Below are 25,039 nucleotides of genomic sequence, written 5' to 3' on the forward strand. Positions count from 1 at the left end.
TTCATCTCTCCTGGGTGGGGACGCGTCGCTGACGGGGGATGGGCGCCTCGGGCGCCACGGCCGGCTGCCGGGCCAGCGCGTGCGCCAGGGCGGCGGGGGTGGGGTGGGCGAAGATCTGCGCGGTGGTCACGGGTGGTCCGCCGGCGGCGGCGATCCGGGCGGCGGCGCGCACCGCGCGCAGCGAGTTGCCGCCGAGCGCGAAGAAGTCCTCGTGCGGGCCCACTCGTCGGACGCCGAGCACCTCGGCCCAGACCTCGGCGACGGTCCTGGCGAGCGCCGGATCGAAGGCCCCGTCGGGCGTCCCCTGCGCGGCGGGGCCGCTCTGGACGGCCTGGCGGTCGGTGGCTTGACGTTCGGTGGCCTGGCGGTCGGTGGCCTGGTGGTCGGTGGCCTGGTGGTCGGTGGCCTGGTGGTCGGTGATGGGCGGTGCCGGCAGGTCGACGGCGGCCAGCCGGGTGTCGGGGGCTTCGAGCAGCGCCAGCAGCACGGTGCCCAGCGCGTCGGCGAGCCAGCCGACCAGGGCGGGCTCGACGGCGTCCGCCTGGTACTCCCACGTCAGGGTGAGCCCCGCCGGCGCCCGCCCCCGGCCGTGCTCCTCGGTCACGTCGAGCAGCAGCCGGAATCGGGCGACTCCGGTGCGCGGCACCTCGACGCGGGTCGCGACGCCGGGCAGCGACAGCTCGCCCCTGGCGTTGTTCTGGAGGGCGAGCACCACATCGGTGAACGGGTGCCGGCCGGGCCTCCTGGGCGGGTTGAGCCGCTCCACCACCCGCTCGAAGGGCACCTCGCCATGGGCCAGCGCGGCCAGATCGGCGCGCCCGACCTCCGCCAGCAGCTCGGCGAGCGTCGGCTCGCCCGCCCAACGGGTGCGCAGTACCAGCAGGTTGACGAAGTAGCCGACCAGATCGTCCAGTTCGCCAGCGCCGCCCCGACCAGCGACCGGGGCGCCGACCAGGACGTCCCGGCCGGCGCCCGCCCGGCTGAGCGCGACGACCAGCGCGGCGTGCAGCAGGTGGAAGAGCGTGGCGTCCGACGCCCGGCCCAGCTCCAGCAGCCGGCCGTGGGTGGCGGCGTCCAGCGTCCGCACCACCGTCCCCGCCTCGGGCGCTGCGGCGGCCGGGACGCCCGGGCGCTCCGGCAGCTGGGGGCCTGTCGGCGCGTCGGCCAAGGCCGCGCGCCAGTAGGCGAGTTGCGCCGCCTCGCGGTGCGGGTCGAGGCCCTGGGCAAGGGCGTGGTCGGCGTACTGGAGGGGCAGCGGTGGCAGTGGCTCGCCGGCGTAGGCGCGGGAGAGGTCACGCAGCAGCGGCGCCAACGACCAGCCGTCGACCGCGATGTGATGGAAGACCAGCAACAGGAGGTGCGACGACGGCGGTTGTCCGTCGTCGACGGTGAAGAGGCAGGCGCGCAGCGGGGGTTCGGTGGCCAGGTCGAAGCCGCGTTGGATCGTTTCGGTCAGCCGCTTCGGCACCTCGCCCTGGTGCAGGGTGACCTGGTCGAGACGAGGGCGGGCGGCCCCGCTGGGCAGCACCCGCTGCACCGGCTCGCCCTCCCGCTCGTCGAAGACGGTGCGCAGCGCCTCGTGCCGGTCGACGACGGAGGCCAGCGCCGCGCCGAGGGCATCGGCGTCGACCGGCCCGGTGAGCCGCACCAGCAGCGGCATGGCGTAGGCGGCCCCGGCGCCGATCCGGTCGAGGAACCAGAGGCCGCGCTGCGCGGCGGAGAGCGGCAGCGCCGCCGGGCGCGGCCCGGGGGCCCGCCGGGCGGGGCGCGGGGCGAGCGCGACCCGGGGCGCGAGCCCGGCGACCGTGGGCGCCTCGAAGACCGCCCGGATGCCGAGCTCGGCGCCGAGCTGGGCCCGCACCCGGCTCAACAGCCGGGTGGCCAGCAGCGAATGCCCACCCAGCGCGAAGAAGTCGTCGTGCACGCCGACGGTCGGCAGCTGAAGCACCTCGGCGAAGAGCGCGCGGAGCGTCCGCTCCGTCTCGGTGCGCGGGGCCCCGTCGGGGCGGCCGGCCGCCGGCGTCACGGGGGCCGGCAGGGCCGCCCGGTCGAGCTTCCCGTTGGCCAGCAGCGGCAGCCGGTCGAGCGGCACCCAGGCCGCCGGCACCATGAACTCCGGGAGGACGGCGGCGAGATGGGCCCGCAGCTCCGCCACCAGGGCGTCGTGCCCGCCAGGCTCGGCGGCGACCGGATAGGCCACCAGCTGACGCTCGCCGAGGCCGTCCGCCCTGGCCAGCACCACGGCCCTGGCCACCCGTGGGTGGCGGGCCAACACCGCCTCGATCTCGCCCGGTTCGACGCGGAAGCCCCGGATCTTCACCTGTGCGTCGGCGCGGCCGACGAACTCCAGGACGCCGTCGGGGCGTCGCCGCACCACATCGCCCGTCCGGTACATCCGCTCGCCCGGCGCGCCGTACGGGTCGGCGACAAAGCGCTCCGCCGTCAGCTCCGGCCGGCCCAGATAGCCGAAGGCCAGCCCCTCGCCCGCCGCGTAGAGCTCCCCGGGCTCGCCGTCGGGGACCGGCCGCAGCCGTCCGTCCAGCACCCGCAGCCGCCGCCCCGCCAGGGCCCGTCCGATCGGCACCGGCTGATCGGCCGTGGACCGCGCCGGCCGCACCCGGTGGGTGGTGAGGAACACCATGCCCTCGACGGGCCCGTATCCGTTGTGGAGTTCGAGCGTGGGCCAGCGCCGCAGCGCGCGGTCCACATGCGGTGGCGAGAGCGCCTCGCCACCGACGGTGAGCCGGCGCAGCCCGTCGAGCGCCTCGGGGCACTCGTCCAGCACAACGTTGAAAAGACTGGCGGACAGATACATGTCGGTGACGCCGTGGCGCCGTACCAACCGGCCGATGGCCAGCGGGTCCTGGCGTCCGGGAGGGTGCAGCACGCAGGTGCCGCCGCCGATGAGCGGGCCCCACAGCTCCAGGGCGAAGGCGTCCCAGGAGAGCGGGGCGCACTGGAGCCAGACGGCGCCGGGGCCGAACGCGGCGAAGTCCTGCCCGGTGACGGTGGCGGTGATCGCCCGGTGCGCGGCCACCACGGCCTTGGGGCGGCCGGTGGAGCCGGAGGTGAACATCACACAGGCGGCGTCCTCGGGCGTCGCCCCTGGCCCGGCGGTCGCGGCGGCGCCCGGCCCGGCCGGGTCGTGGACGTCCACCCAGCGCGCCGTGGTCCCGTCCACGGGCGCGGGCCCGTCGCCGACGACGGTCTCGACGCCGGCGTCCTCGATCATGGCGCGCAGCCGCTCCGCTGGCAGGGCCGGATCCAGCACTGCGTAGGCGGCGCCCGCCCTGAGCACCGCGAGCAGTGCCACCACCAGCTCGACGCCCCGGTCGAGGCGCACGCCGACCACGGCGCCGCGCCGGGTGCCGCACCGCCGCAGCAGCGCTTCGAGACGGGCGGCTCGTTCCGTCAACTCCCCGTAGGTCACGCGCTGTTCGCCGGCGATCAGGGCGGTGGCGCCGGCGTCGTGCCGCGCGACGGACTCGTGTACGCATCCGACCGTGGGGGACGGCATGGTCAACCCTCCGCGCTTCTGCTCTCGCCGGGCCCGGCGCCCGGGCTCCGGCCCTGTGCGGTGTCGGCTCGGCCGGTGTCTTCTGGGTCCCCCGGGCCTGGGTCCGCCGGATCGGTGTCCGTCGCGTCGAGGTCCGGCATCAGCGCGTCGATATCGCGCACGGTGCGGCGGGACATGCCCCAGATCGCGGCGGCGATCCCCAGCACCCCGGCGAGCAGCAGCAGGGTGGCCATCCCGCTGCCCTTCCCGCTGCCGACCAGCGGCTCCAGCAGGCCGACCAACCCGCTCTCCGACGCCGCCTGCGGCTCGAAGACATGGTCGGCGAGCGGCCCCGAGACGGCCATCGCCAGGGGGATCGACAGCTGGGAGACGAAGACGACGGCGCCGAACACCCGCCCGTGCAACCGTTGCGGCACCTTGGTCTGCACGATGGACTGCATCGCGCCGTTGACCAGCGGCAACAGCAGGGCGCCCAGCATCATCGCCCCGCCCCACGCCACCACACCGTGCACGCTGGCCATCAGGATCTGGGCGCTCAAGCACATTCCGACGATGCCGAGCATCATGCCGCGGGCCCGGTTCCTCGGCCCGCCCCAGGCGGCGAGGAGCAGCCCGCCGCTGATCCCGCCCACGCCCACACAGGTGTTGACCGCGGCGAGCGAGGCGGAGTCGTTCCCCGTCCTGGCCAGCACCATGGGCTGGACGGCGGCGAAGCCGAGCACCATCACCAGGTTGACGACGAAGAACACCAGCATCAGGTCCCGGAGGCTCGGCCGGGCGAAGAGCTCCCGCAGCCCTTCGAGCGAGTCGGCCAGCAGCCGCTTCCGCGGACCCTTCGCCGCCTCGCGGTCGGCGGCGGTCTCATGGAAGCGGACCAGCCACACGGCCAGCAGGGAGAGGCAGAAGCAGACGAGGTTGACCCAGATGATGAAGCCGAGCCCGGAGAGCGCGACCAGCAGCCCACCGAGCGCGGGACCACCGACCTCGGCACTGCTCTTGGCGGACGAGAGCATGCCGTTGGCGCGCTGCAACTGGTCCGTGCGGACGAGTTGCGGAACGGCGGAGGCCAGTGCGGGGTACTGAAAGGCGGCGGCGGCGCCCACCAGGGCCACGGTGATGTACACATGCCACAGCTGCATGCCACCGGACAGATAGACCAGGCCCAGCAACCCGACGGCGACCAGCCCACCGAAGTCCGCGAGCAGCAGGGCGGTACGCCGGCTCAGCCGGTCGATCAGCGCTCCGGCCGTGGGACTGAGCACGATCTGGGGCAGCAGCGCGCACAGTGACAGCAGCACCACGGAGGTGGCCCGGCCACCGTCCGCCCACGCCTGGATGATCAGGGCGAACCGCATCACCGAGTTGCCGACCAGCGCGACCGTATGCCCCGCCCAGATCAGCGTGAAGGACCCCATACCCGCTAATCGGCCCCCGGACGGGGCGCTGTCACGTGATGTCTCAATGGACCTGTTGGTCTCGTTCATAAGCCCCGTTCCGCGACGCTGGAGCCACTCTCGCGCCGGTGTTCGATCCCGTCAACCCCAACAGAACCGGACTGATCGGACGACAACCACGCAGCCTCGCGGACGAGTTGGGGGCCCGTCGAGTTCGGCGACTCGACGGGCCTGAGCCCCTCGACCCGTCAGCCCCTCAGCCAGAGATCCACCGCCTCGGCGGCGGCGTCCGCGTGCTCCTCCATCATCGTGAAGTGGTCGCCCGGCACGTCCACCGCGTCGTGCGGGTACTTCCAGGTGGCCTGCCAAGCGGTCTCGGGGAACCCGTCGAGCGGTGTGCTGGAGCGCACCAGCAGGGTGTCGGCGGCGACCTCGGACGGGGTCCAGTCGAAGCCCATGTAGCGGCCCATCGCGGTGAGCCAGGCGTCGTCGCCGCCGCCGAGGAGCCGGTCCTTGCGGTCCTGGAGGCCACCGACGACGGCCGGCACCAGCCGTTCCAACAGCTCCGCCTCGTCCGGCGGATAGCTGTCCAGGAGGACCACCCGGTCCGCCGGTGTCCCCGCGGCCTCCAACTCCTCGGCCACGGCCTGGGCGACAAAGCCGCCCGACGAGTAGCCGACCAGCGCGAACGGAGCGCCGTCGGCGAGCCGCAGCGCCGTCCTGGCGTGCGCGGCGGCCAGCGCGCCGGGGTTCGCCGCGAGCGGCTCCCCGGCGCGGAACCCGGGGTGCGGCAGCGCCAGCACGGTGCGCCGCCCCCGGAGCGCGGCGGCGAACCGCGCGTACTGGTGCGGCCCCGAGACGCCGATGATCGGTGGCAGGCAGAGCAGCAGCGGGCCGGCGTCGCCGCCGGCGAGCCGCACGGCGGGCGCGCCTTCGCCGGGCGCCGCCTCGTCGTCGAACGACGGGCGGAACCGGGAGAGCGCGTCCATCGCGAGGACGAACTCCCGCACCTCGCCGCGCTCCACGGCGTCGGCGAACAGCGGCAGCAGACTGCCGCCGCCCGGCGCGCCGCCGCCCCGCGTCCCGGCGCTGCCCCGCGCCGAGGCGTCGAGCGCCCCGGCGAGTTCGGTGGCCAGCCGGCCGGCGAGGCCGTCGGGCGTGGGGTGGTCGAAGACGAGCGTGGGGGGCAGGGTGAGCCCGGTGGCGGTGGCGAGTCGGTTGCGCAGCTCGACCGAGGTCAACGAGTCGAAGCCCAACTCGCCGAAGCCGGCGTCCGGTTCGATGGCGGCCACGGAGCCGTGACCGAGCACGGTCGCGGTCTGCTCGCGCACCAACTCGCGCAGCGCGTCGAGCCGTTCGCCTTCGGCGAGACCGGCGAGCCGCTGCCGCACGTCGGGCGCGGCGGCGCCGCTCGCCGCGCGGCGCACGGACGGCCGCACCAGGCCCCGGAAGAGCCCGGGCACGGGCACCCCCGCCGCCTCCGCCTGCGCGGCGAGCGCCGGCAGGTCCAGGCGCACCGGCACCAGCACGGGCCGCTCGCGCTGGGCGAGGGCCAGATCCAGCAGCGCGAGGCCCTCCTCCGCGCCGAGCGGCACCACGCCGCCCCTGGCCATCCGGCGCAGGTCGACCTCGGTGAGGTCGGCCAGGCCGCTGGCGGGCGCCCAGGTGCCCCACGCCAGGGATGTCGCCGGCCGCCCCTCGGCGTGACGGCGCGCGGCCAGGGCGTCCAGAAACGCGTTGGCCGCCGCGTAGTTGGCCTGGCCGAGGCCGCCGAAGGTGCCGGAGGCGGAGGAGAACAGGACGAAGGCGCGCAACGGATGGTCGGCGGTCAGCTCGTCCAGGTGGACGGCGGCGTCGACCTTGGGCCGCAGCACCCGTTCCAACTGCTCGGGGGTCAGCGAGACGGCGGCGCCGTCGTCGAGGACGCCGGCGGCGTGCACCACGGCGGTGAGCGGATGCTCCGCCGGGATGTCAGCCAACACGGCGGCCAGCGCGGCCCGTTCGGTGACATCACAGGCGACGGTGCTGACCTCGACGCCCTGGGCCGCCATCTCGGCGGCGAACTCGGCGGCGCCCTCGGCGGTGCCGCCGCTGCGGCTGAGCAGCAGCAGCCGACTCACCCCGTGCCGCACGACCAGATGCCGCGCCACCAACCGCCCCAGCGTCCCGGTCCCCCCGGTGACCAAAGCGGTCCCCGGCATGGCCGGCCCCTGAACCACGGACGCCTGACCGGCGGGCGCCTGGCCGCCGAGGCCCGCAGGGGCCTGACCGGCGCCGTCCGCCGTCTCGACCGCGCGGCCCGCCTCCACGGCGCTAGCGCCGGAGGCGACCGAGGCGGCGGCCTGGCCGGCCTGGCCGGCCGGGGCGGCGGCCTCGCCGACCGGGGCGGCGGCAGCCGTGCCCGAGGCAGCGCCGGAGGCGCCCGCCGTCTCGACCGCGCGGCCCGCCGTCTCGGCCGCGTGGCTGACCGCCACGGCGGGCGCGCCGGCAGGTGCCAGGCCGGCGGCATCGCCGCCCGGGTCGGCGCCCCCCGGCAGGTCACCAACGGCGGAGACGGGCACGCCGCCAGCGCGGGCATCAGGCGACTCGCCCGCCACGCCAACGGCCTCGCCGGCCGGGCCCGAGGTGACGCCGGCGGGGCTCGCGCCGGCAGGCGCCTGACCGGCGGCATCGCCGGCTCCACCGGCCCGGGCCCCGGGCAGCGCGCCCGCCGCGGACGCCTGCCCGGCGGCATCCGCCGTCTCGACCGCGTGGCTGACTGCCACGGCGGGCGCGTGAGCGGCGGCCTCGCCAGCCGAGCCGGCGCCGGCGGAGCCGGGCGTACCAGCGGCGCGGGCATCAGGCGACTCGCCCGCCACCACGGCGCTCGCGCCGGCAGGCGCCAGGCCGACGGCCTCGCCGGCCGGACCGGCGCCAGCCCCGTCAGGGGCGGCGCCGGCGGTGCGGCTCGCCGCCGCCGCTGCGGCGCCGGCCGACAGGTCGCCAGCGCGGGCGTCCGGCGACTCGTTCGTCGCGGCAAGCGCCAGGCGGGGGGTGTGGAGGGTGCCGGCGTGGAGGGCGAGTTGGGGTTCGTCTGGGGTGGCGAGGGCGGTGGCGAGCTGGGGCCAGGGGGTGGGGGCGCCGGGTGGGGAGACGTCGAGGAGGAGAAGTCGGCCCGGGTTCTCCGACTGGGCCGACCGCAGCAGGCCCCAGAGCGCGCCGGCGGCCGGGTCGACCGGGCCGGCGCCGGGTCCTGGCGCGCCGCGGGTGAGCAGCGCCAGGCGGGTGCAGGCGAGGCCGGCGTCGTTGAGCAACTCGGCGGTCAGCGCCAGCGTGCGACGGGTCAACTCGTGGGTCCGCTCGGCCAGTTCGCCAGCGGCCTCGGGCTCGGCCACGAGCAGTTCGGGCGCCGGCGTGCCGGCGGCGACGGCGGCGGAGAGTTCGGCGAGGTCGCGGTAGGAGTCGACGGGGACGCCCACGGACTGGAGGCCCTCGGGGATCGCGATATCGCCGATGGCGGCCCAGCGGCCCGTCGCCACGTCCGGCACGGGGGCCGGTGGCAGCTGCGTCCAGACCGTCTCGTAGAGCCACTCGCTCGCGACATCGGTGCGGGAGGCGGCGCGTTGGACGGCGGCGACGTCGATGGGGCGGACGGCCAGCGCGTCGGCGGTCAGCACGGGCGCGCCCGTCTCGTCGGCGACGCTGACGGCCATGGTGTCCGTGCCGAGCGCGGTGAGCCGCACCCGCAGGGTGGCCGCGCCCACGGCGTGCAGGGTGACGCCCGCCCAGGCGAACGGGAGCCGCACCTGGGTGTCGGTGCGGCCGGCCGCCGCCGCGTGCAGCGCCGCGTCGAGCGCCGCCGGGTGCAGCCCGTACCGGTCGGCCTCGGCGCGCGGCTTGTCGTCGAGCCGCACCTCGGCGAACGTCTCGTCGCCGCGCTGCCAGACGGCGCGCAGGCCACGGAAGGCCGGGCCGTAGTCGTAGCCGGCCTCGGCGAGCCGCTCGTAGGCGCCGTCCAGGGCGACGGGTTCGGCGCCGGGCGGTGGCCAGGCGGCGAACGGGCCGTCGTCGGCCGCCGGTTGGCTGTCGGCCGGGGGCGCGAGGACGCCGTCGGCGTGCCGCAGCCACGGTTCGTCGTCGGTGCGCCGGGTGTGGACGGCAAGTTGGCGCCGGCCGGCGGCGTCGGCGGGTTCGGCCACCACGCGCAGCGCGACGCCGCCGCGTTCGGGCAGCACCAGCGGGGTGTGCAGGGTGAGTTCCTCGACGTGTTCGGCGCCGGTGACGGCGCCGGCGCGCAGCGCCAGCTCCAACAGGCCAGCGCCGGGCAGCAGTACGGTGCCGGCGGCGGCGTGGTCGGCGAGCCAGGGCTCGCTCCCCGTGGAGAGCCGGCCGGTGAGGACGAGGCCGCCGTCGGGCAGCGCGATCCGCGCGCCGAGCAGCGGGTGTTCGGCCGGTTCGGCGCCTGCGGCGGAGAGGTCCCCGGCGCCGCGCCCCGGGCTGAGCCAGTAACGGGTGTGCTGCCAGGCGTAGGTGGGCACGTCGACGCGCCGGCCGCCGGGGGCCGCGCGGGTCAAGTCCGCGCCGACGCCGTGGACATGGGCCTCGGCGACGCTGGTGAGGAAGCGGTCGAGCCCGCCCTCGTCGCGCCGGAGCGAGCCGAGCACGACGGTCTTCCGGCCCTGTGCGGCGGCGATCTCCTGGAGGAACAGGTTGACGACGGGGTGCGGGCTGATCTCGATGAACGTGCGGTGGCCGGCTTCCATCAGGGCGGCGGCGGCCAGGTCGAAGCGCACGGTCTGCCGCAGGTTGGCGAACCAGTAGGCGGCGTCCAGCGTGCTGGTGTCGGTGAGTCGGCCGGTCACGGAGGACGCGAACGGGATCTCGCCCGCGCGGGGCGCGATGCCGGCGAAGGCGGTGACGATCTGGTGCCGCAGCACCTCGACATGGGGGGAGTGGCCGGCCGCGTTGGCGGGGACCCGGCGCACCTTGACGTCGCGTTCCCTGAGTTCGGCCATCAGGCCCTCGACGGCCGCCGGGTCGCCGGAGACGACGGTGGCGTTCGGGCTGTTGACGGCGGCGACGGAGAGCCGGCCCTCCCAGGGGGCGAGCAGCGGTTCGAGCCGCTCGTGCGGCAGCAGCACGGAGGCCATCGCGCCGGTGTCGGCGAGCCGCAGATACGCCTGGCTGCGGCTCGCGACGAGTTGGGCGGCCTCGTCGAGCGTGATGGCGCCGGCGGTGTGGGCGGCGGCGATCTCGCCCTGGCTGTGGCCGAGTACGGCGGCGGGCCGCACGCCGTGCGCCCGCCAGAGGGCGTCGAGCGAGACCATCACGGCGAACAGCGAGCACTGGATGACGTCGGTGCGCTCCTGGGAGGGCGCGTCGGGGCCGCCGCGCAGCGCCTCGGCGAGCGACCAGTCGACATAGGGGTCGAACGCCCGCTGGCAGTCGGCGACGCGTTCGGCGAACACCGGTGCGGTGTCGAGGAGTTCGGCGGCCATGCCGCGCCACTGGGAGCCCTGCCCCGGAAAGACGAAGACCGGCCCCGCCGGGTCGTCGACGGCCGAGCCCTGGACGGCGGCCGGGTGCGGGCGGTCCTCGGCGAGCGCGGTCAGCGCCTCCGTCAGCGTCGCGGGGTCGCGGCCGACGACGGCGGCGCGCCGCGCGAAGGCGGCCCGGCCGGCCGACAGGGCCCAGGCGATGTCCAGGGGTCGGTGGTGGCTGCCATCTCCCTTGAGATAGCCGGCCAGTTGGGCGGCCTGGGCGCTCAGCGCCGGCTCGGTCCTGCCGGCCACTGGCAGCAGCACGGGCCGGTCGTCGGCCGACGGGATCGCGTCGGCCGGTGCGCGGTCCTGGGGCGCCGGCTGCTCCAGCAGCACATGCGCGTTGGTGCCGCTGACGCCGAAGGAGGAGACGCCGGCGCGGCGCGGCCGTTCCCCGACGGCCGGCCAGGGTGTGGCGGCGGCGAGCAGCGCGACCGCGCCGCGCGACCAGTCGACGTGTGGCGTCGGCTCGTTGAGGTGCAGGGTGCGCGGCAGGACGCCGTGCCGCATGGCCTCGACCATCTTGATGACGCCGGCGACGCCGGCCGCCGCCTGGCTGTGACCGATGTTGGACTTGATCGAGCCGAGCCACAACGGCCGCTCCGCGTCCCGCCCTTGACCGTAGGTGGCGAGCAGCGCCTGCGCCTCGATGGGGTCGCCGAGCTTGGTGCCGGTGCCATGCGCCTCGACGGCGTCGACCTCGTCGGGGGTGAGCCCGGCGTCGGCCAGGGCGGCGTGGATCACCCGTTCCTGGGCGGGGCCGTTGGGGGCGGTGAGGCCGTTGCTCGCGCCGTCGGAGTTGACGGCGGTGCCCCGGACGACGGCGAGCACGGGGTGCCCGTTGCGGCGGGCGTCGCTGAGCCGTTCCACGATCAGGACGCCGACGCCCTCGGCGAACCCGGCGCCGTCGGCGCTCGCGTCGAACGCCTTGCAGCGGCCGTCCTCCGCCAGTCCGCGCTGTTTGGCCATGGCGACGAACGGTGTCGGCGTCGGCATCACCATCACGCCGCCGGCGAGCGCCAGCGGGACCTCGCCGGCGCGCAGCGCCTGGCAGGCGAGGTGGAGCGCGGTCAGCGAGGCGGAGCAGGCGGTGTCGACGGTGAGCGAGGGGCCTTCGAGGCCGAGGACGTAGGACAGCCGGCCCGAGATGACGCTGCCGGTGTTGCCGGTCATCAGATAGCCCTCGACGCCGTCGGGCAGTTCGGGCAGGCCGACGCCGTAGTCCTGGGTGGCGGCGCCCACGAAGACGCCCGCGTCGCTGCCGCGCAGCGCGGTGGGCGCGATGCCGGCCCGTTCCAGGGCCTCCCAGGCGACTTCGAGGAGCTGGCGCTGCTGCGGGTCCATGGCGAGGGCCTCGCGCGGGTTGATGCCGAAGAACGCGGCGTCGAACAGGTCGGCGCCGGTGAGGAACCCGCCCTCGTCGACATAGGTGGTGCCCGGGTGTTCGGGGTCGGGGTGCAGCAGGGTGTCCAGGTCCCAGCCCCGGTCGGTGGGGAACGGGCCGACGGCGTCGCGTTCGTCGGCGACCAGCCGCCACAGGTCCTCGGGCGAGGCCACCCCGCCGGGGTAGCGGCAGGCCATGCCGACGATGGCGATCGGCTCGTCGACCGTGCGGGCGCGGGGCGCGCGCCGGGGGGCGCGGGCGGGGGCGGCGAGCGCCTCCGCGACGAGGTGGGCGGCGGCGGCGCGGGCGCTGGGGTGGTCGAAGACGAGGCTGGCCGGCAGTTCCACGCCGGTGGCGGCGACCAGGCTGTTCCGCAGCTCGACGGCGGTCAGCGAGGTGAAGCCCAGCTCGCTGAACGCGGCGTCGGGGTCGACCGTTTCGGGGTCGGCGTGCCCGAGCACGGCCGCCGTGTGGCGGCGGATCAGGCCGAGCGCCCTGGCCGCGCGGGCCTCGGGCGTCAGCCCGGCCAGTTCGGCGCCGAGCGGCGTGGCCGGCGCGTCGGCCGGCGCGTCGGGCGTGAACTCCGCCGGCCGGGGGGCGAGCGGGGCGGTGGAGGTGAGCCCCGCGTCCAGCCAGTAGCGGTCGCGGGCGAAGGCATAGGTCGGCAACGCCACGGGGCGCGGCGCGACATCGCCGAGGAACGCGGACAGGTCGGTCCGCCGGCCCGCCGTGTGGAGGCGGGCCAGCGCGCCGGTGACCTCGGTGACGGGGTCGCCCTCGGCACGCTGCGCCGGCACGAACAGGGCGTCCGGCAGGCACTGTTGGCCCATGGCGGAGAGCACTCCGTCGGGGCCGAGCTCCACGGCGGCCGTGACGCCGAACTCGCCCAGCGCGGCGACGCCGTCGGCGAAGCGCACGGTGCGCCGCATGTGCCGCACCCAGTAGTCGGGGGTGGTCAGCAGCTCGGGCTCGGCGACCGTCCCCGTCACGTTGGACACCACGGGGACGGTGGGCCGCGCGTAGCGGATGCCCTCGGCGACGGTTCTGAACTCCGCGAGTACCGGCTCCAGTTGGGGCGAGTGGAAGGCGTGGCTGACGGCCAGCCGCTTGGTGCGGCGGCCCTGTTGCCGCCAGCTGTCCGCGATCCGGTCGACCTCGTCCGCGTCGCCCGAGACCACCACGGAGGCGGGTCCGTTGACGGCGGCGAGGGACACCAGATCGGCGTTGTGGGTGAGGGAGGCGGCGATCTCGGCCTCGCTCGCCTCGATCGCGACCATCGCGCCGCCGGCCGGCGCCTGCGCCATGACGCGCCCGCGCGCGACCACCAGCGCGGCGGCGTCGGCGAGGTCCAGCACGCCGGCGAGGTGGGCGGCGGCCAGCTCACCGACGGAGTGGCCGAGCAGCGCGTCGGGCCGCAGGCCCCAGGAGCCGAGGAGCCGGGCGAGCGCGATCTCGAAGGCGAACAGGGCGGGTTGGGCCAGCTCCGTGCCGCCCAGCGCCTCGGCTTCCGGCGTGCCGGGCGCGGCCGTCAGCAGCGCCAGCAGCGAACGGCCGAGCAACGGGTCGGTGTGCGCGGCGATCTCGTCGAGCGTCTCCGTGAACACGGGGAACGCGCCCTTCAACGCCGTTGCCATCTCGGGGCGTTGGCTGCCCTGCCCGGAGAGGAGGAACGCCAGCTTGCCGCGCCGGGCCCGCCCGGTCCACACGCCCGGCGCCGGATCGCCGGCGGCCAGCGCGGCGCAGGCGGCGAGCAGCCCCTCGCGGTCGCCCGCGACCAGCGTGGCGCGGTGGTCCATGGGCGTGCGGGTGGTGGCGAGCGCGTGCGCGATATCGACGAGCCGCTCGTCCCGTTCGGCCGTCAGACGGTCGGCCAGCCGTGCCGCCTGGAGCGGCAGCGCGGCGGCGGTGCGGGCCGACAGCGGGAAGACCAACGGACGTCGGGGGTCGGGGTCGTTCGCCTCCGGCGTCGTGGGCGCCGGGGCCGCTTCCAGGACGACATGCGCGTTGGTGCCACTGACGCCGAACGAGGAGACGGCGGCGCGGCGCGGCCGTTCGCCGACGGCGGGCCAGGGCACGGGCTCGGTCAGCAGCCGCAGCGCGCCGGAGGACCAGTCGACGGCGGGCGTCGGCTCGTCCACATGCAGGGTGCGCGGCAGGGTGCCGTGCCGCATCGCCTCGACCATCTTGATGACGCCGGCGACGCCGGCCGCCGCCTGGCTGTGACCGATGTTGGACTTGATCGAGCCGAGCCACAACGGCCGCTCCGCGTCCCGCCCTTGACCGTAGACGGCGAGCAGCGCCTGCGCCTCGATGGGGTCGCCGAGGGTGGTGCCCGTGCCGTGCGCCTCCACCGCGTCGACCTCGTCTGGGGTGAGGTCGCCACCGGCCAACGCCTGCCGGATCACGCGCTGTTGGGCCGGCCCGCTGGGCGCGGTGAGCCCGTTGCTCGCCCCGTCCTGGTTGACGGCCGAGCCACGCACCACGGCGAGCACGGGGTGCCCGTTGCGCCGCGCGTCGGAGAGCCGCTCCAGCAGCAGCACGCCGACGCCCTCGCCCCACCCGGTGCCGTCGGCGCCGGCGGCGAACGCCTTGCAGCGGCCGTCGGGCGCCAGCCCGCGCTGCTTGCTGAACTCGACGAACGCCGTCGGCGTGGCCATCACGGTGGCGCCGCCGGCCAGCGCCAGGGAGCACTCGCCGTTGCGCAGCGCCTGCGCCGCGAGGTGCAGGGTCACCAGCGAGGCGGAGCACGCGGTGTCCACGGTCACCGCCGGCCCCTGGAGCCCGAAGGTGTAGGCGAGCCGCCCGGAGACGACGCTGGCGGCCGTGCCGGTGATCAGAAAGCCCTCGACGCCGTCCAGCGCGCCGGAGAACAGCGCCGCGTAGTCCTGCCCGTTGGTGCCCATGAAGACGCCGGTCTCGCTGCCGCGCAGCTCCTGGGCCGGGATACCGGCCCGTTCGAACGTCTCCCAGGAGGTCTCCAGCAGCAGCCGCTGCTGCGGGTCCATGGCGAGGGCCTCGCGCGGGCTGATGCCGAAGAACGCCGGGTCGAAGGCGCCCGCGTCGCGCAGGAACCCGCCGTGCCCGGTGACGCTGCCGCCGCTGTCCTCGGCCGCCGGATCGCGCAGCTGGTCGAGGTCCCAGCCACGGTCGGTGGGGAACGGCGACAGCGCGTCGTCGCCGGACTCCAGCAGCCGCCACAGCTCCTCGGGGGACTCCACCCCGCCGGGAAAGCGGCAGCCCATGGCGACGATGGCGATCGGCTCCCTGGCGGCGCGGGACAGCTCCCGGTTCTGCCGCTGGAGCTTCTTGTTCTCCCTGACGGAGGCCCGGAGGGCGGCGACAACGGTCGCCTCGTTCTGGCTCATCGGGTTCCTCCTGTGGTGTCCCCGTCGTGCCGGGTGTCGTCCTGCTCGGCCGCGTCGGCCGCTGTGTCGGTGGCGGTGGGGTCTTCGGTGTCGTCGTCGAGGACCAGGCGGATCAGGGCGGTCACGCTCATGTCGTCGACCGCGTCCTCGTCCAGGTCGTCGTCGTAACCATCGTCGTAACCGCTGCCGTGACCGCCGCTGTGACCGCCGTCCAACGGCTGGTCCTCGGCCGTGTCGGCGCCGCTCTGGAACCACTGGCGCGGGTCGGGGCGTTCGACGGCTTCGGGGGCGGCGACGGCATCGGCCTCGTCGGCCAGTCGCAGCAGCGCCTCATAGAGCCCGGACTCCTTCAGCCGGGCCAGCGGGATGCGGCTCACCAGCCCCAGCACCTCGGGTTCGGCGCCCGCCGGCTCGGCGGCCCCCGACGCCAACTCGGCCAGCAGATGCCCCGCGAGGTCGGCGATCGTCGGATGGTCGAAGGCCAGCGTGGTGGGCAACGGAAGGCCGGTGGCGACGCCGAGGCGGTTCCGCAGATCGACGGCGGTCAACGAGTCGAACCCCATTTCGCGGAAGGCCCGTTCGTCGTCCAGGTCGTCCGTCGACTCGTGCCGCAGCACCTCGGCGACCTGGCCGCGCACCACATCGGAGACGATCTCGTACCGCTCGTCGGCGGCCCGGCCGGCCAGCCGGGCGGCGAGCGCGGGCCCGGCGGGGGCGGACGTCTCGGCCGGCGGCAGCGCCTCCGACAGCTCGTCGAGGAGCGGCGTCGGGCGGATCCCGCGCAGCGCGGCGCCGAACGTTCCCCAGGCGATATCGGCGACCGCGACGGCCGCCGCCTCCCGCTCCAGGGCGGTGCCGAGCGCGGCGATGGCGCGCTGGGGCTCCATCGGCGTCACGCCGCGCTGGCGGAGACGCTCCCCGACCTCGCCGGTGGCGAGACCGGCGTCGGCCCAGGCGCCCCAGGCCACGGAGGTGGCCGGCAGGCCCTGGGCGCGGCGGCGCTCGGCCAGCGCGTCCAGAAACGCGTTCGCCGCACCGTAGTTGGCCTGGCCGACGTTGCCGACGACGCCGGCGAACGAGGAGAAGAGCACAAAGGCCGACAGCTCCTGATGGGATGTCAGCTCGTGCAGATGGTGCGCCGCCCGGGACTTGGGGCCGGCCACGGCGGCGAACCGCTCGGGTGTGAGGTCGCGCAGCGCGCCGTCGTCCAGGACGCCCGCCGTGTGGAAGACGGCGGTCAGGGGACGGTCGGCGGGGATGGCCGCCAACTCGGCGGCCAGCGCCTCGCGGTCACCGACATCGCACGCGGACACCGTCACCGATGCGCCCGACGCGCCCAGCTCCGCGACCAGTTCGGCGGCGCCTGGCGCCTCGCCGCCCCGGCGGCTGAGCAGCAGCAGATGCCCGGCGCCGGCCTGCGCCAGCCAGCGCGCCACCTGGGCGCCGAGCCCGCCGGTGCCGCCGGTGACCAGCACCGTGCCGCCCTCGGCCGGCCGCCATGCCGTGGCCCGGGCACGGGGAAGGACCCGCGTCAGGCGGCGGGCCAGCACCCCGGCATCCCGGAGAGCGAGCTGATCCTCGGCGCCGAAGCCGCCCGCCAGCACCCGCCCCAGCCTGGCCAGCACGTCCGGCGCCGGCGTCTTCGGGGCGGCCGGCAGGTCGACCAGTCCGCCCCAGCGCTCCGGGTGTTCGAGCGCCACCGTCCGGCCCAGGCCCCACAGCCGCGCCCCCCACGGGTCGGGAGGGGCATCGGCGGCGCCGGTGCCGACCGCTCCCCGGGTGAGCACCCACAGCGGCGCCATCACCCCCACCTCGGCCAGGGCGGCCGGCAGCGCGGCCGTGCCGGTCAACGGGTCGGCGGCCGGGGCGAGTTCGTCAGGTTCGGCGAGGGCGAGCAGGGAGAGCACGCCGTCGATCCGCTGCCCGGGCGGCGGCGCCTCGCCTGGCGCGGCCAGCAGCACATCGGCGCCCGCGTCCTTGAGCCCGTCGAGGACGGCGCCCACCGCCTCGTTCTCGATCAGCCCGGAGGCCGTCAACAGCAGCCAGCTGCCGCTGAGCGCCGGCCCTGGCGGCTCGGGCCGCGTGCGCCACGCGACCTCATACAGCCAGTCGTCGGTGACGGGGCCGCGCCGTCCTGACGCCGGGGCGTCCAGCCAGTACCGCTTCCGCTGGAACGGGTACGTCGGCACGTCGACCTGCCGACCGCCGGCCAACACCCGCTCCCAGGCCACGGGAACACCCCGCGTCCACGCCTCGGCAAGCGAGGTCAGGAACCGGTCCAGTCCGCCCTCACCCCGGCGCAGCGTCCCCACCGCAGGCGCGTCCTCGATCGCCATCGTCAACACCGGATGCGCGCTGACCTCGACAAACACGGCATGGCCCGCCGCCACGACCGCCTCATCGAACCGCACCCGACTGCGCAGATTGGTGAACCAGTACTCGGCATCCAACTCGGCCGTATCGACCAGTTGGCCGGTCACCGTCGAGTAGAAAGGTATGGACCCCGCACACGGCTCCACCCCGGCCAGATCCGTCAGCAGGCGTTCGCGCAGTTGCTCCACCTGAGCGGAGTGCGAGGCATAGTCCACGGGAACCCTGCGGGCTCGCACTTCCTCCGCCTCGCAGGCGGCCAACAGCTCATCCAACGCCTGCGGTTCGCCCGACACCACGGTCGCGGAAGGCCCGTTCACCACCGCCACGGACAGCCGCTCACCCCACCGAGCGATCCGCGCCTCCACCGCACCCACCGGCTCAACCACCGACACCATCCCACCCCGACCCGACAACACCTCACCAATCACCCGAGACCGCAACGCCACCACCCGCGCACCATCCACCAACGACAACCCACCAGCCACCACCGCAGCCGCTATCTCCCCCTGAGAGTGACCGATCACGGCGGCCGGCTCCACCCCGTACTCCCGCCACACCTCAGCAAGCGACACCATCACCGCCCACAACACCGGCTGCACCACATCAACCCGCCCCAACCAGCCGTCATCGTCGGACCGCACCACCTCCACCAACGACCACTCAACAAACGACGACAGCGCCTCCCCACACTCCTCAAGCCGCCGCTCGAACACCGGGGAGGAGTCAAGGAGTTCCTCCGCCATCCCCAGCCACTGCGAACCCTGCCCGGGGAAAACGAACACCGTCCGGCCGGCGCCAGGAGCGACCGCGCCACGCACCACCTCGGAACCCAGCACCACCGCCCGCTCGCCCAACGCCGCCCGCCCCTTCGCGAGGGACCACCCCACATCCACCGAAGAACCCAACCCCCGCACCCGCTCCACCTGCACGTCCACGGCGCTCGCGTCCACGCCCGACACCACCAGCGGCACCACCGGCAGTCCGGTTGCCGCCGGCGGGCGCGGCTTCTCGTCCGGGCCCTGTTCGAGGATCACATGGGCGTTGGTGCCGCTCATGCCGAAGGAGGAGACGGCGGCCCGACGCGGCCGGTCGCCCGCCGGCCAGTCGACCTCCTCGGTCAGCAGCCGCACCGCCCCCGACTCCCAGTCCACATGCGACGACGGCTCATCCACATGCAACGTGCGCGGGAGCACGCCATGGCGCATCGCCTGCACCATCTTGATCACACCACCGACACCCGCCGCGGCCTGCGCGTGCCCGATGTTGGACTTCAACGACCCCAACCACAACGGCCGTTCCACCGACCGCTCCTGCCCGTAGGTGGCCAACAGCGCCTGCGCCTCGATGGGGTCGCCGAGGGTGGTGCCCGTGCCATGCGCCTCGACCGTGTCGACGTCTGCGGCGGTGAGCCCGGCGCCCGCCAACGCCGCCCGGATCACGCGCTGTTGGGAGGGACCGTTCGGCGCGGTCAGGCCGTTGCTCGCCCCGTCCTGGTTGACCGCCGACCCGCGAACCACCGCCAACACCCGATGCCCGTTGCGGCGCGCGTCCGAGAGCCGCTCCAGCAGCAGCATGCCCACGCCCTCGGCCCACGCCGTGCCGTCCGCCGCCTCGGCGAACGGCTTGCAGCGGCCGTCGGGCGCCAGGCCGCGCTGCCGGCTGAACTCGACGAACAACCCCGGCGTGGACATCACCGTCACGCCGCCGGCGAGCGCCAGGCCGCATTCGCCGTTGCGCAGCGACTGAGCCGCCAGGTGCAGCGCCACCAGCGACGACGAACACGCCGTGTCCACCGTCACCGCCGGACCCTCAAGCCCGAAGGTGTAGGCGATCCGCCCGGTGGCCACGCTGCCGGCGCTGCCGCTGCCGAGGTAGCCCTCCATGCCCTGGGCGGCCTCGGGGAGTTCGCCCAGGCGCGCCGCGTAGTCGTGGTACATCACACCGGCGAAGACTCCGACGTCCTGGCCGCGCAGCGACAGCGGGTCGATCCCGGCCCGCTCGAACGTCTCCCAGGACGTTTCCAGGAGCAGCCGCTGCTGGGGGTCCATGGCGAGGGCCTCACGGGGCGAGACCCCGAAGAGCGTCGGGTCGAACTCGGCCGCGCCGTGCAGGAATCCGCCCTCCCGCGCATAGGAGGTGCCGGGGTGCTCCGGATCGGGGTGGTAGAGGCCCGCCACGTCCCAGCCCCGGTCGGTGGGGAAGGTGGAGACCGCGTCGCCGCCCTCGGCGACCAGCCGCCACAGCGCCTCCGGCGAGTCCACGCCGCCCGGGTAGCGGCAGCCCATCGCCACGATCGCGATCGGCTCGTCGGCGGACGCGGGCCCCCGGCGTCGGGGCGCGGCCGTCCTGGCGCCGGCGGGTGGCGCGTCCGCGAGTCGTTCGAGCAGGTGGGCGGCGAGCGCGTCGGGGCTCGGGTGGTCGAAGACCAGGGTGGCGGGGAGCCGCAGGCCGGTCTCGGCGTTGAGCCGGTTGCGGAGCTCAAGACCGATCAGCGAGTCGAAGCCCAGATCCTTGAACGCGCGGTCCTCGGCGATGGTCTGGGGCGCCGGGTGCTTGAGCAGCTGTCCGACGTGTTCGCGGACCAGGTGGACGACGGCGCCCCGGCGTTCGGCCGCCGGCAGTTCGGCGAGCCGCTGGGCGAGCGCGCCGCCGTCGCGCCGGGCGGTGGCGGAGCCGCGCGGCACCGCGACGGGGGCGAGATCCCTGAGCAGCGCGGGGAGTTCGCCGCTGGCGGCGCGTTCCCGCAGGCCGGGCCGGGAGAGGGCCACCGGCACCAGGCAGGCCCGGTCGGTACGGAGCGCGGCGCTGAAGAGCGCGAGGCCCTGGGCGGTGGTGAGGGGCCGCAGCCCGCCGCGCGCCATCCGGGCCAGCTCCACCTCGCCCAGCGCGCCCGTCAGTCCGCTGCGTTCCTCCCACAGGCCCCAGGCCAGCGACAGCGCCGGCAGCCCCTGGGCGTGGCGGTGGGCGGCCAGGCCGTCGAGCGCGGCGTTGGCCGCCGCGTAGGCGGCCTGCCCCGGGGAGCCGAGGAGGCCCGCGGCGGAGGAGAACAGGACGAAGGCGGCGAGGTCGAGATCCCGGGTCAGCTCATGGAGATGCCAGGCGGCGTCGGCCTTGACCCGCAGCGCCTCGGCGAGTCCTTCCGGCGTCACGGTCTCGACGAGTCCGTCGGCCAGCACTCCGGCGGTGTGCACCACGGCGGTCAGCGGATGTTCGGGCGGGATGACGTCGAGGACGGCGGCCAGCGCCGCCCGGTCGCCGACATCGCAGGCGGCCACCGTGACCGAGGCGCCCAACTCCGACAGCTCCGCGACCAGTTCGCCGATCCCGTCGGCGGAGAGGCCACGCCGGGACACCAGGACCAGCTGCCGCGCTCCGTGCTCGGTCACCAGCTGACGGGCCGTCAGTCGTCCGAGGGTGCCGGTGCCGCCGGTCACCAGAACGGTGCCGGCGGGGTCGAGGGCCGGGACGGTGTCGCCGAGGTCCCGCGCCCGGTCCAGGCGCGGCACCAGCACCCTGCCGTCCCGCACGGCGAGTTGGGGTTCGTCGGGGGGCGCGGCCCAGGTCCCGTCCGGGGTGTCGGTGTCCACCAGCAGGAGCCGTCCCGGGTGTTCGGCCTGTGCGGACCTGACCAGGCCCCAGACGGCCGTGGCGGCGGGGTCGATCGGGTCCTTCGGGTCGACGGCGACCGCGCCGTCGGTGACCACGGTCAGCCGCTCGCCCTCGGCCAGCGCCTCCCGCACGGCGGTCAACACCGTGGCCACGGCGCGGTGTACGGCGTCGACCGTCACGTCGGCGTGCCGTGCCACCCGCACCACGCGGGTGGGCTCGGCGTTCTCGGCGGCCCGTGCCGGGCGCCAGACGACCTCGTGGAGCGCGCGCCGCTCCGGCCGGCCGGCGGCGCGCAGCCGCTCCGCGTCGACGGGGCGGGTGCGGAGCGCCTCGACGGTGACGACGGGGCGTCCGGTGGCGTCGGCCGCCGACAGGGCGACGGAGTCCGTCGAGTGGTGGTGGACGCGGGCCCGCAGGCTGCTGGGGCCCGCGCCACGCAGGGTCACGCCGTGCCAGGAGAACGGGAGCCGCGCCTCCTCGGCCTCGCCCTCGGTGCCGAGGCCCACCGCGTGGAGGACGGCGTCGAGCAGCGCCGGGTGGATGCCGTAGGCGTCGGCCTCGCCGCGCAGTTCCTCGGCCAACTCGACCTCGACGAACAGCTCTTCGCCGCGCCGCCAGGCCGCCTTGACGCCCTGGAAGAGCGGGCCGTAGCGCAGGCCGAGCGCGGCGGCCCGCGCGTAGAGGCCCTCGGTCGAGAGGGGTTCGGCGCCGGTCGGCGGCCAGTTGGTGAGGTCCCGCTGTTGCCCCTGTTCGATGTCGTGGCGCGGTGCCGGGCCGACCAGGCCCGTGGCGTGGCGGGTCCAGCCGCCGGGCCCGGTCTCGTCGGGGAGGCGGGAGTGGAGGGCGAGTTCCCGCTGGCCCTCGTGGTCGGGCGGGCCGAGCTCGACCTGGAGGCGCAGCTCGCCCCGGTCGGGGAGGGCGAGCGGCGCTTCGAGGGTCAGCTCCGCCACGGTGGTGCAGCCGGCCTCGTGCGCGGCGCGCAGGGCGAGTTCGAGGAGTCCGGTGCCGGGCAGCAGGACCACGTCGTTGACGGAGTGGTCGGCGATCCAGGGCTGTTGGGCGAGGGAGAGCCGCCCGGTGAAGAGGTAGCCGTCGGACTGGGCGAGGCCGGCCCAGGCGCCGAGCAGCGGATGCCCGGTGCCGTCGAGGCCGCCGCCGGTGGGCGCGGGTCCGTTGGACGCCAGCCAGAACCGTTCGCGCTGGAACGGGTAGGTGGGGACGTCGACCTGGCGTCGGCCGGGCAGGAGCCGTTCCCAGGCGACCGGAACACCCCGCGTCCAGACCTCGGCGGCGGAGGTGAGGAACCGGTCCAGGCCGCCGTCGCCGCGCCGCAGGGTGCCCACGGCCCTGCCGTCCTCGATGGCCATCGTCAGCACCGGATGCGCGCTGACCTCGATGAAGAGCCCCTGGCCCGCCGCCGCGACCGCCTCGTCGAAGCGCACCCGGCTCCGCAGGTTGGTGAACCAGTACTCGGCGTCCAGCGTCGCGGTGTCCAACGCGCCGCCGGTCACCGTGGAGTAGAACGGGATCACGGTGGAACGGGGGGTGATCCCGGCGAGGTCGCCGAGGATGCGTTCCCTCAGCCGCTCGACCTGGGCGGAGTGCGAGGCGTAGTCGACGGGCACCCGGCGGGCGCGGACGCCTTCGGCGTCGCAGGCCGCCAACAGCTCGTCCAGCGCGGCGGGTTCGCCCGAGACCACGGTCGCGGACGGGCCGTTGACCACGGCGACGGAGAGCCGCTCGCCCCATGCGGCGATCCGGGTCTCGACGGCGCTCGCCGGCTCGACGACGGAGACCATTCCGCCAAGCCCCGAGAGCACCTCGCCGATGGCGCGCGAGCGCAGCGCGACGACCTTGGCGCCGTCGGCCAGGGTCAGGGCGCCGGCGACCACGGCGGCGGCGATCTCGCCCTGGGAGTGGCCGATGACCGCCAGGGGGCCCACGCCGAGCGAATCCCAGACGGCGGCCAGGGCCACCATCACCGCCCAGAGGGCCGGCTGCACCCTGTCGACCCGCTCCAGCGAGCCCGGGTCGGTCGATCGCAGCACCTCCTCAAGCGACCAGTCGACGAAGTCCGAGAGCGCCGCCTCGCACTCGGCCAGCCGCCGGGCGAACACCGGGGAGGTGTCGAGGAGTTGGACCGCCATCCCGAGCCACTGCGACCCCTGCCCGGGGAAGACGAACACCGTCCGCCCGGCCTCCGGCACCACCGTGCCCGTCACGGTCTCCTCCCCCACCAGCACGGCGCGGTGGTCGAAGAAGGTCCTGGCGGTGGCCAGGGTGAAGGCGACGTCGGCGCGGTCGAGTGGGGGCCGCCCGGCCAGGTGGGCGCGGAGCCGCTCCAGCCCGGCGGCCAGGGCCGTGTCGTCCCTCGCGGTCACCACCAGCGGTACCACGGCCGGCAGGTGAGGGGCGTCGTCCTCGGCGGGCTCAGCGGACTCAGGGGGCTCAGCGGGCGGGGCCTGCTCCAGGACGATGTGCGCGTTGGTGCCGCTGACGCCGAACGACGACACGGCGGCGCGGCGCGGCCGGTCGCCCACGGAGGGCCAGGGGACCTCGTCGGAGAGCAGCCGCACCGCGCCCGACTCCCAGTCGACATGGGGGGACGGTTGGTCGGCGTGCAGGGTGCGCGGCAGGATGCCGTGGCGCATGGCCTCGATCATCTTGATGACGCCGGCCACCCCGGACGCCGCCTGGGTGTGCCCGATATTGGACTTCAGCGAGCCGAGCCACAGCGGTCGCCCCGTGTCGCGGTCCCGGCCGTAGGTGGCGAGCAGGGCGCGGGCCTCGATGGGGTCGCCGAGGGTGGTGCCCGTGCCATGCGCCTCGACCGCGTCCACATCGCCCGTCGCGAGCCCCGCGTTGTCCAACGCGGCGCGGATCACCCGCTGTTGGGCCGGGCCTCGGGGCACGGTGAGTCCGCTGCTCGCGCCGTCCTGGTTGACGGCCGAGCCGCGCACCACGGCCAGCACCCGGTGCCCCTGGCGGCGGGCGTCCGAGAGGCGTTCCAGCAGCAGCACGCCGACGCCCTCGCCCCATCCGGTGCCGTCGGCCTCGGCGCCGAACGCCTTGCAGCGGCCGTCGGGCGCCAGCCCGCGTTGCCTGCTGAACTCGACGAACATGCCGGGCGTGGACATCACGGTGACGCCGCCGGCGAGGGCCATTCCGCACTCGCGCCGGCGGAGCGCCTGGCAGGCCAGGTGGATGGCGACCAGGGAGGAGGAGCAGGCGGTGTCGACGGTGACCGCCGGGCCCTCGAAGCCGAAGGTGTAGGCGATCCGCCCGGTGGCCACGCTGCCGGACCTGCCGTTGCCGAGGTAGCCCTCCAACTCGGCTGGTGTCTCGCCGAGTTCGGTGGCGTAGTCGCTGTAGGCGACGCCGGCGAAGACCCCGATGTCCTGTCCGTGGAGCGACGGGGGCCGGATGCCGGCGCGTTCGATGGCCTCCCAGGACGTCTCCAGGAGCAGCCGCTGCTGGGGGTCCATGGCGAGGGCCTCGCGGCGGGAGATGCCGAAGAACTCGGCGTCGAACTCGCCCACCTCGTCGAGGAATCCGCCGGCGCGGGCGTAGGTGGTGCCGGGGGTCGCCGGGTCGGGGTCGTAGAGCGCTTCGAGATCCCAGCCCCGGTCGGTGGGGAAGTCGCCGACGGCGTCCCGGCCTTCGGCGACCAGCCGCCACAGCTCGTCGGCCGAGCGCGCGCCGCCCGGGTAGCGGCAGCCGATGCCGACGACGGCGATGGGTTCCCGGTCCGCCGCCTGGACGGTGTGGAGCTTCTCGCGGGTGTGCCGCAGGTCGGTCGTGACCAGCTTCAGGTAGTCGCGAAGCTTCTGTTCGTTCGACATCTGTCCTCTTCGGGCGGGTCCGGGCGGGTCCGGGGG

At 75.5% G+C, this 25,039-nt stretch carries 4 protein-coding genes; all 4 read right to left on the bottom strand.

The genetic code is table 11. The features are described 5' to 3' along the window. Window position 1: 1 nt before the first annotated feature. The 4 genes from K4G22_RS06650 to K4G22_RS06665 all read right to left on the bottom strand — a co-directional run bounded on the left by K4G22_RS06650 (window position 2) and on the right by K4G22_RS06665 (window position 25,003). Entirely contained in the window at window positions 2-3,517 is a 3,516-nt protein-coding gene (locus K4G22_RS06650; RefSeq protein WP_265590217.1) for an amino acid adenylation domain-containing protein, read from the bottom strand. A gap of 2 nt (window positions 3,518-3,519) precedes the next feature. Continuing rightward, entirely contained in the window at window positions 3,520-4,932 is a 1,413-nt protein-coding gene (locus tag K4G22_RS06655; RefSeq protein WP_228078816.1) for an MFS transporter, read from the bottom strand. Between the two features lie 227 nt (window positions 4,933-5,159). Then, window positions 5,160-15,179: a type I polyketide synthase gene (locus K4G22_RS06660; RefSeq protein ID WP_228078817.1), complete on the bottom strand. Its 10,020-nt coding sequence runs from the start codon at window positions 15,177-15,179 to the stop codon at window positions 5,160-5,162. Next, window positions 15,176-25,003, bottom strand: a complete 9,828-nt coding sequence (locus K4G22_RS06665) for a type I polyketide synthase (RefSeq protein ID WP_228078818.1) — start codon at window positions 25,001-25,003, stop codon at window positions 15,176-15,178. The genes K4G22_RS06660 and K4G22_RS06665 overlap by 4 nt, the downstream gene beginning before the upstream one ends. Window positions 25,004-25,039 lie beyond the last annotated feature (36 nt).

It is taken from the genome of Streptomyces profundus (assembly GCF_020740535.1).
GTDB classification, from domain to species: Bacteria; Actinomycetota; Actinomycetes; order Streptomycetales; family Streptomycetaceae; genus Streptomyces; species Streptomyces profundus.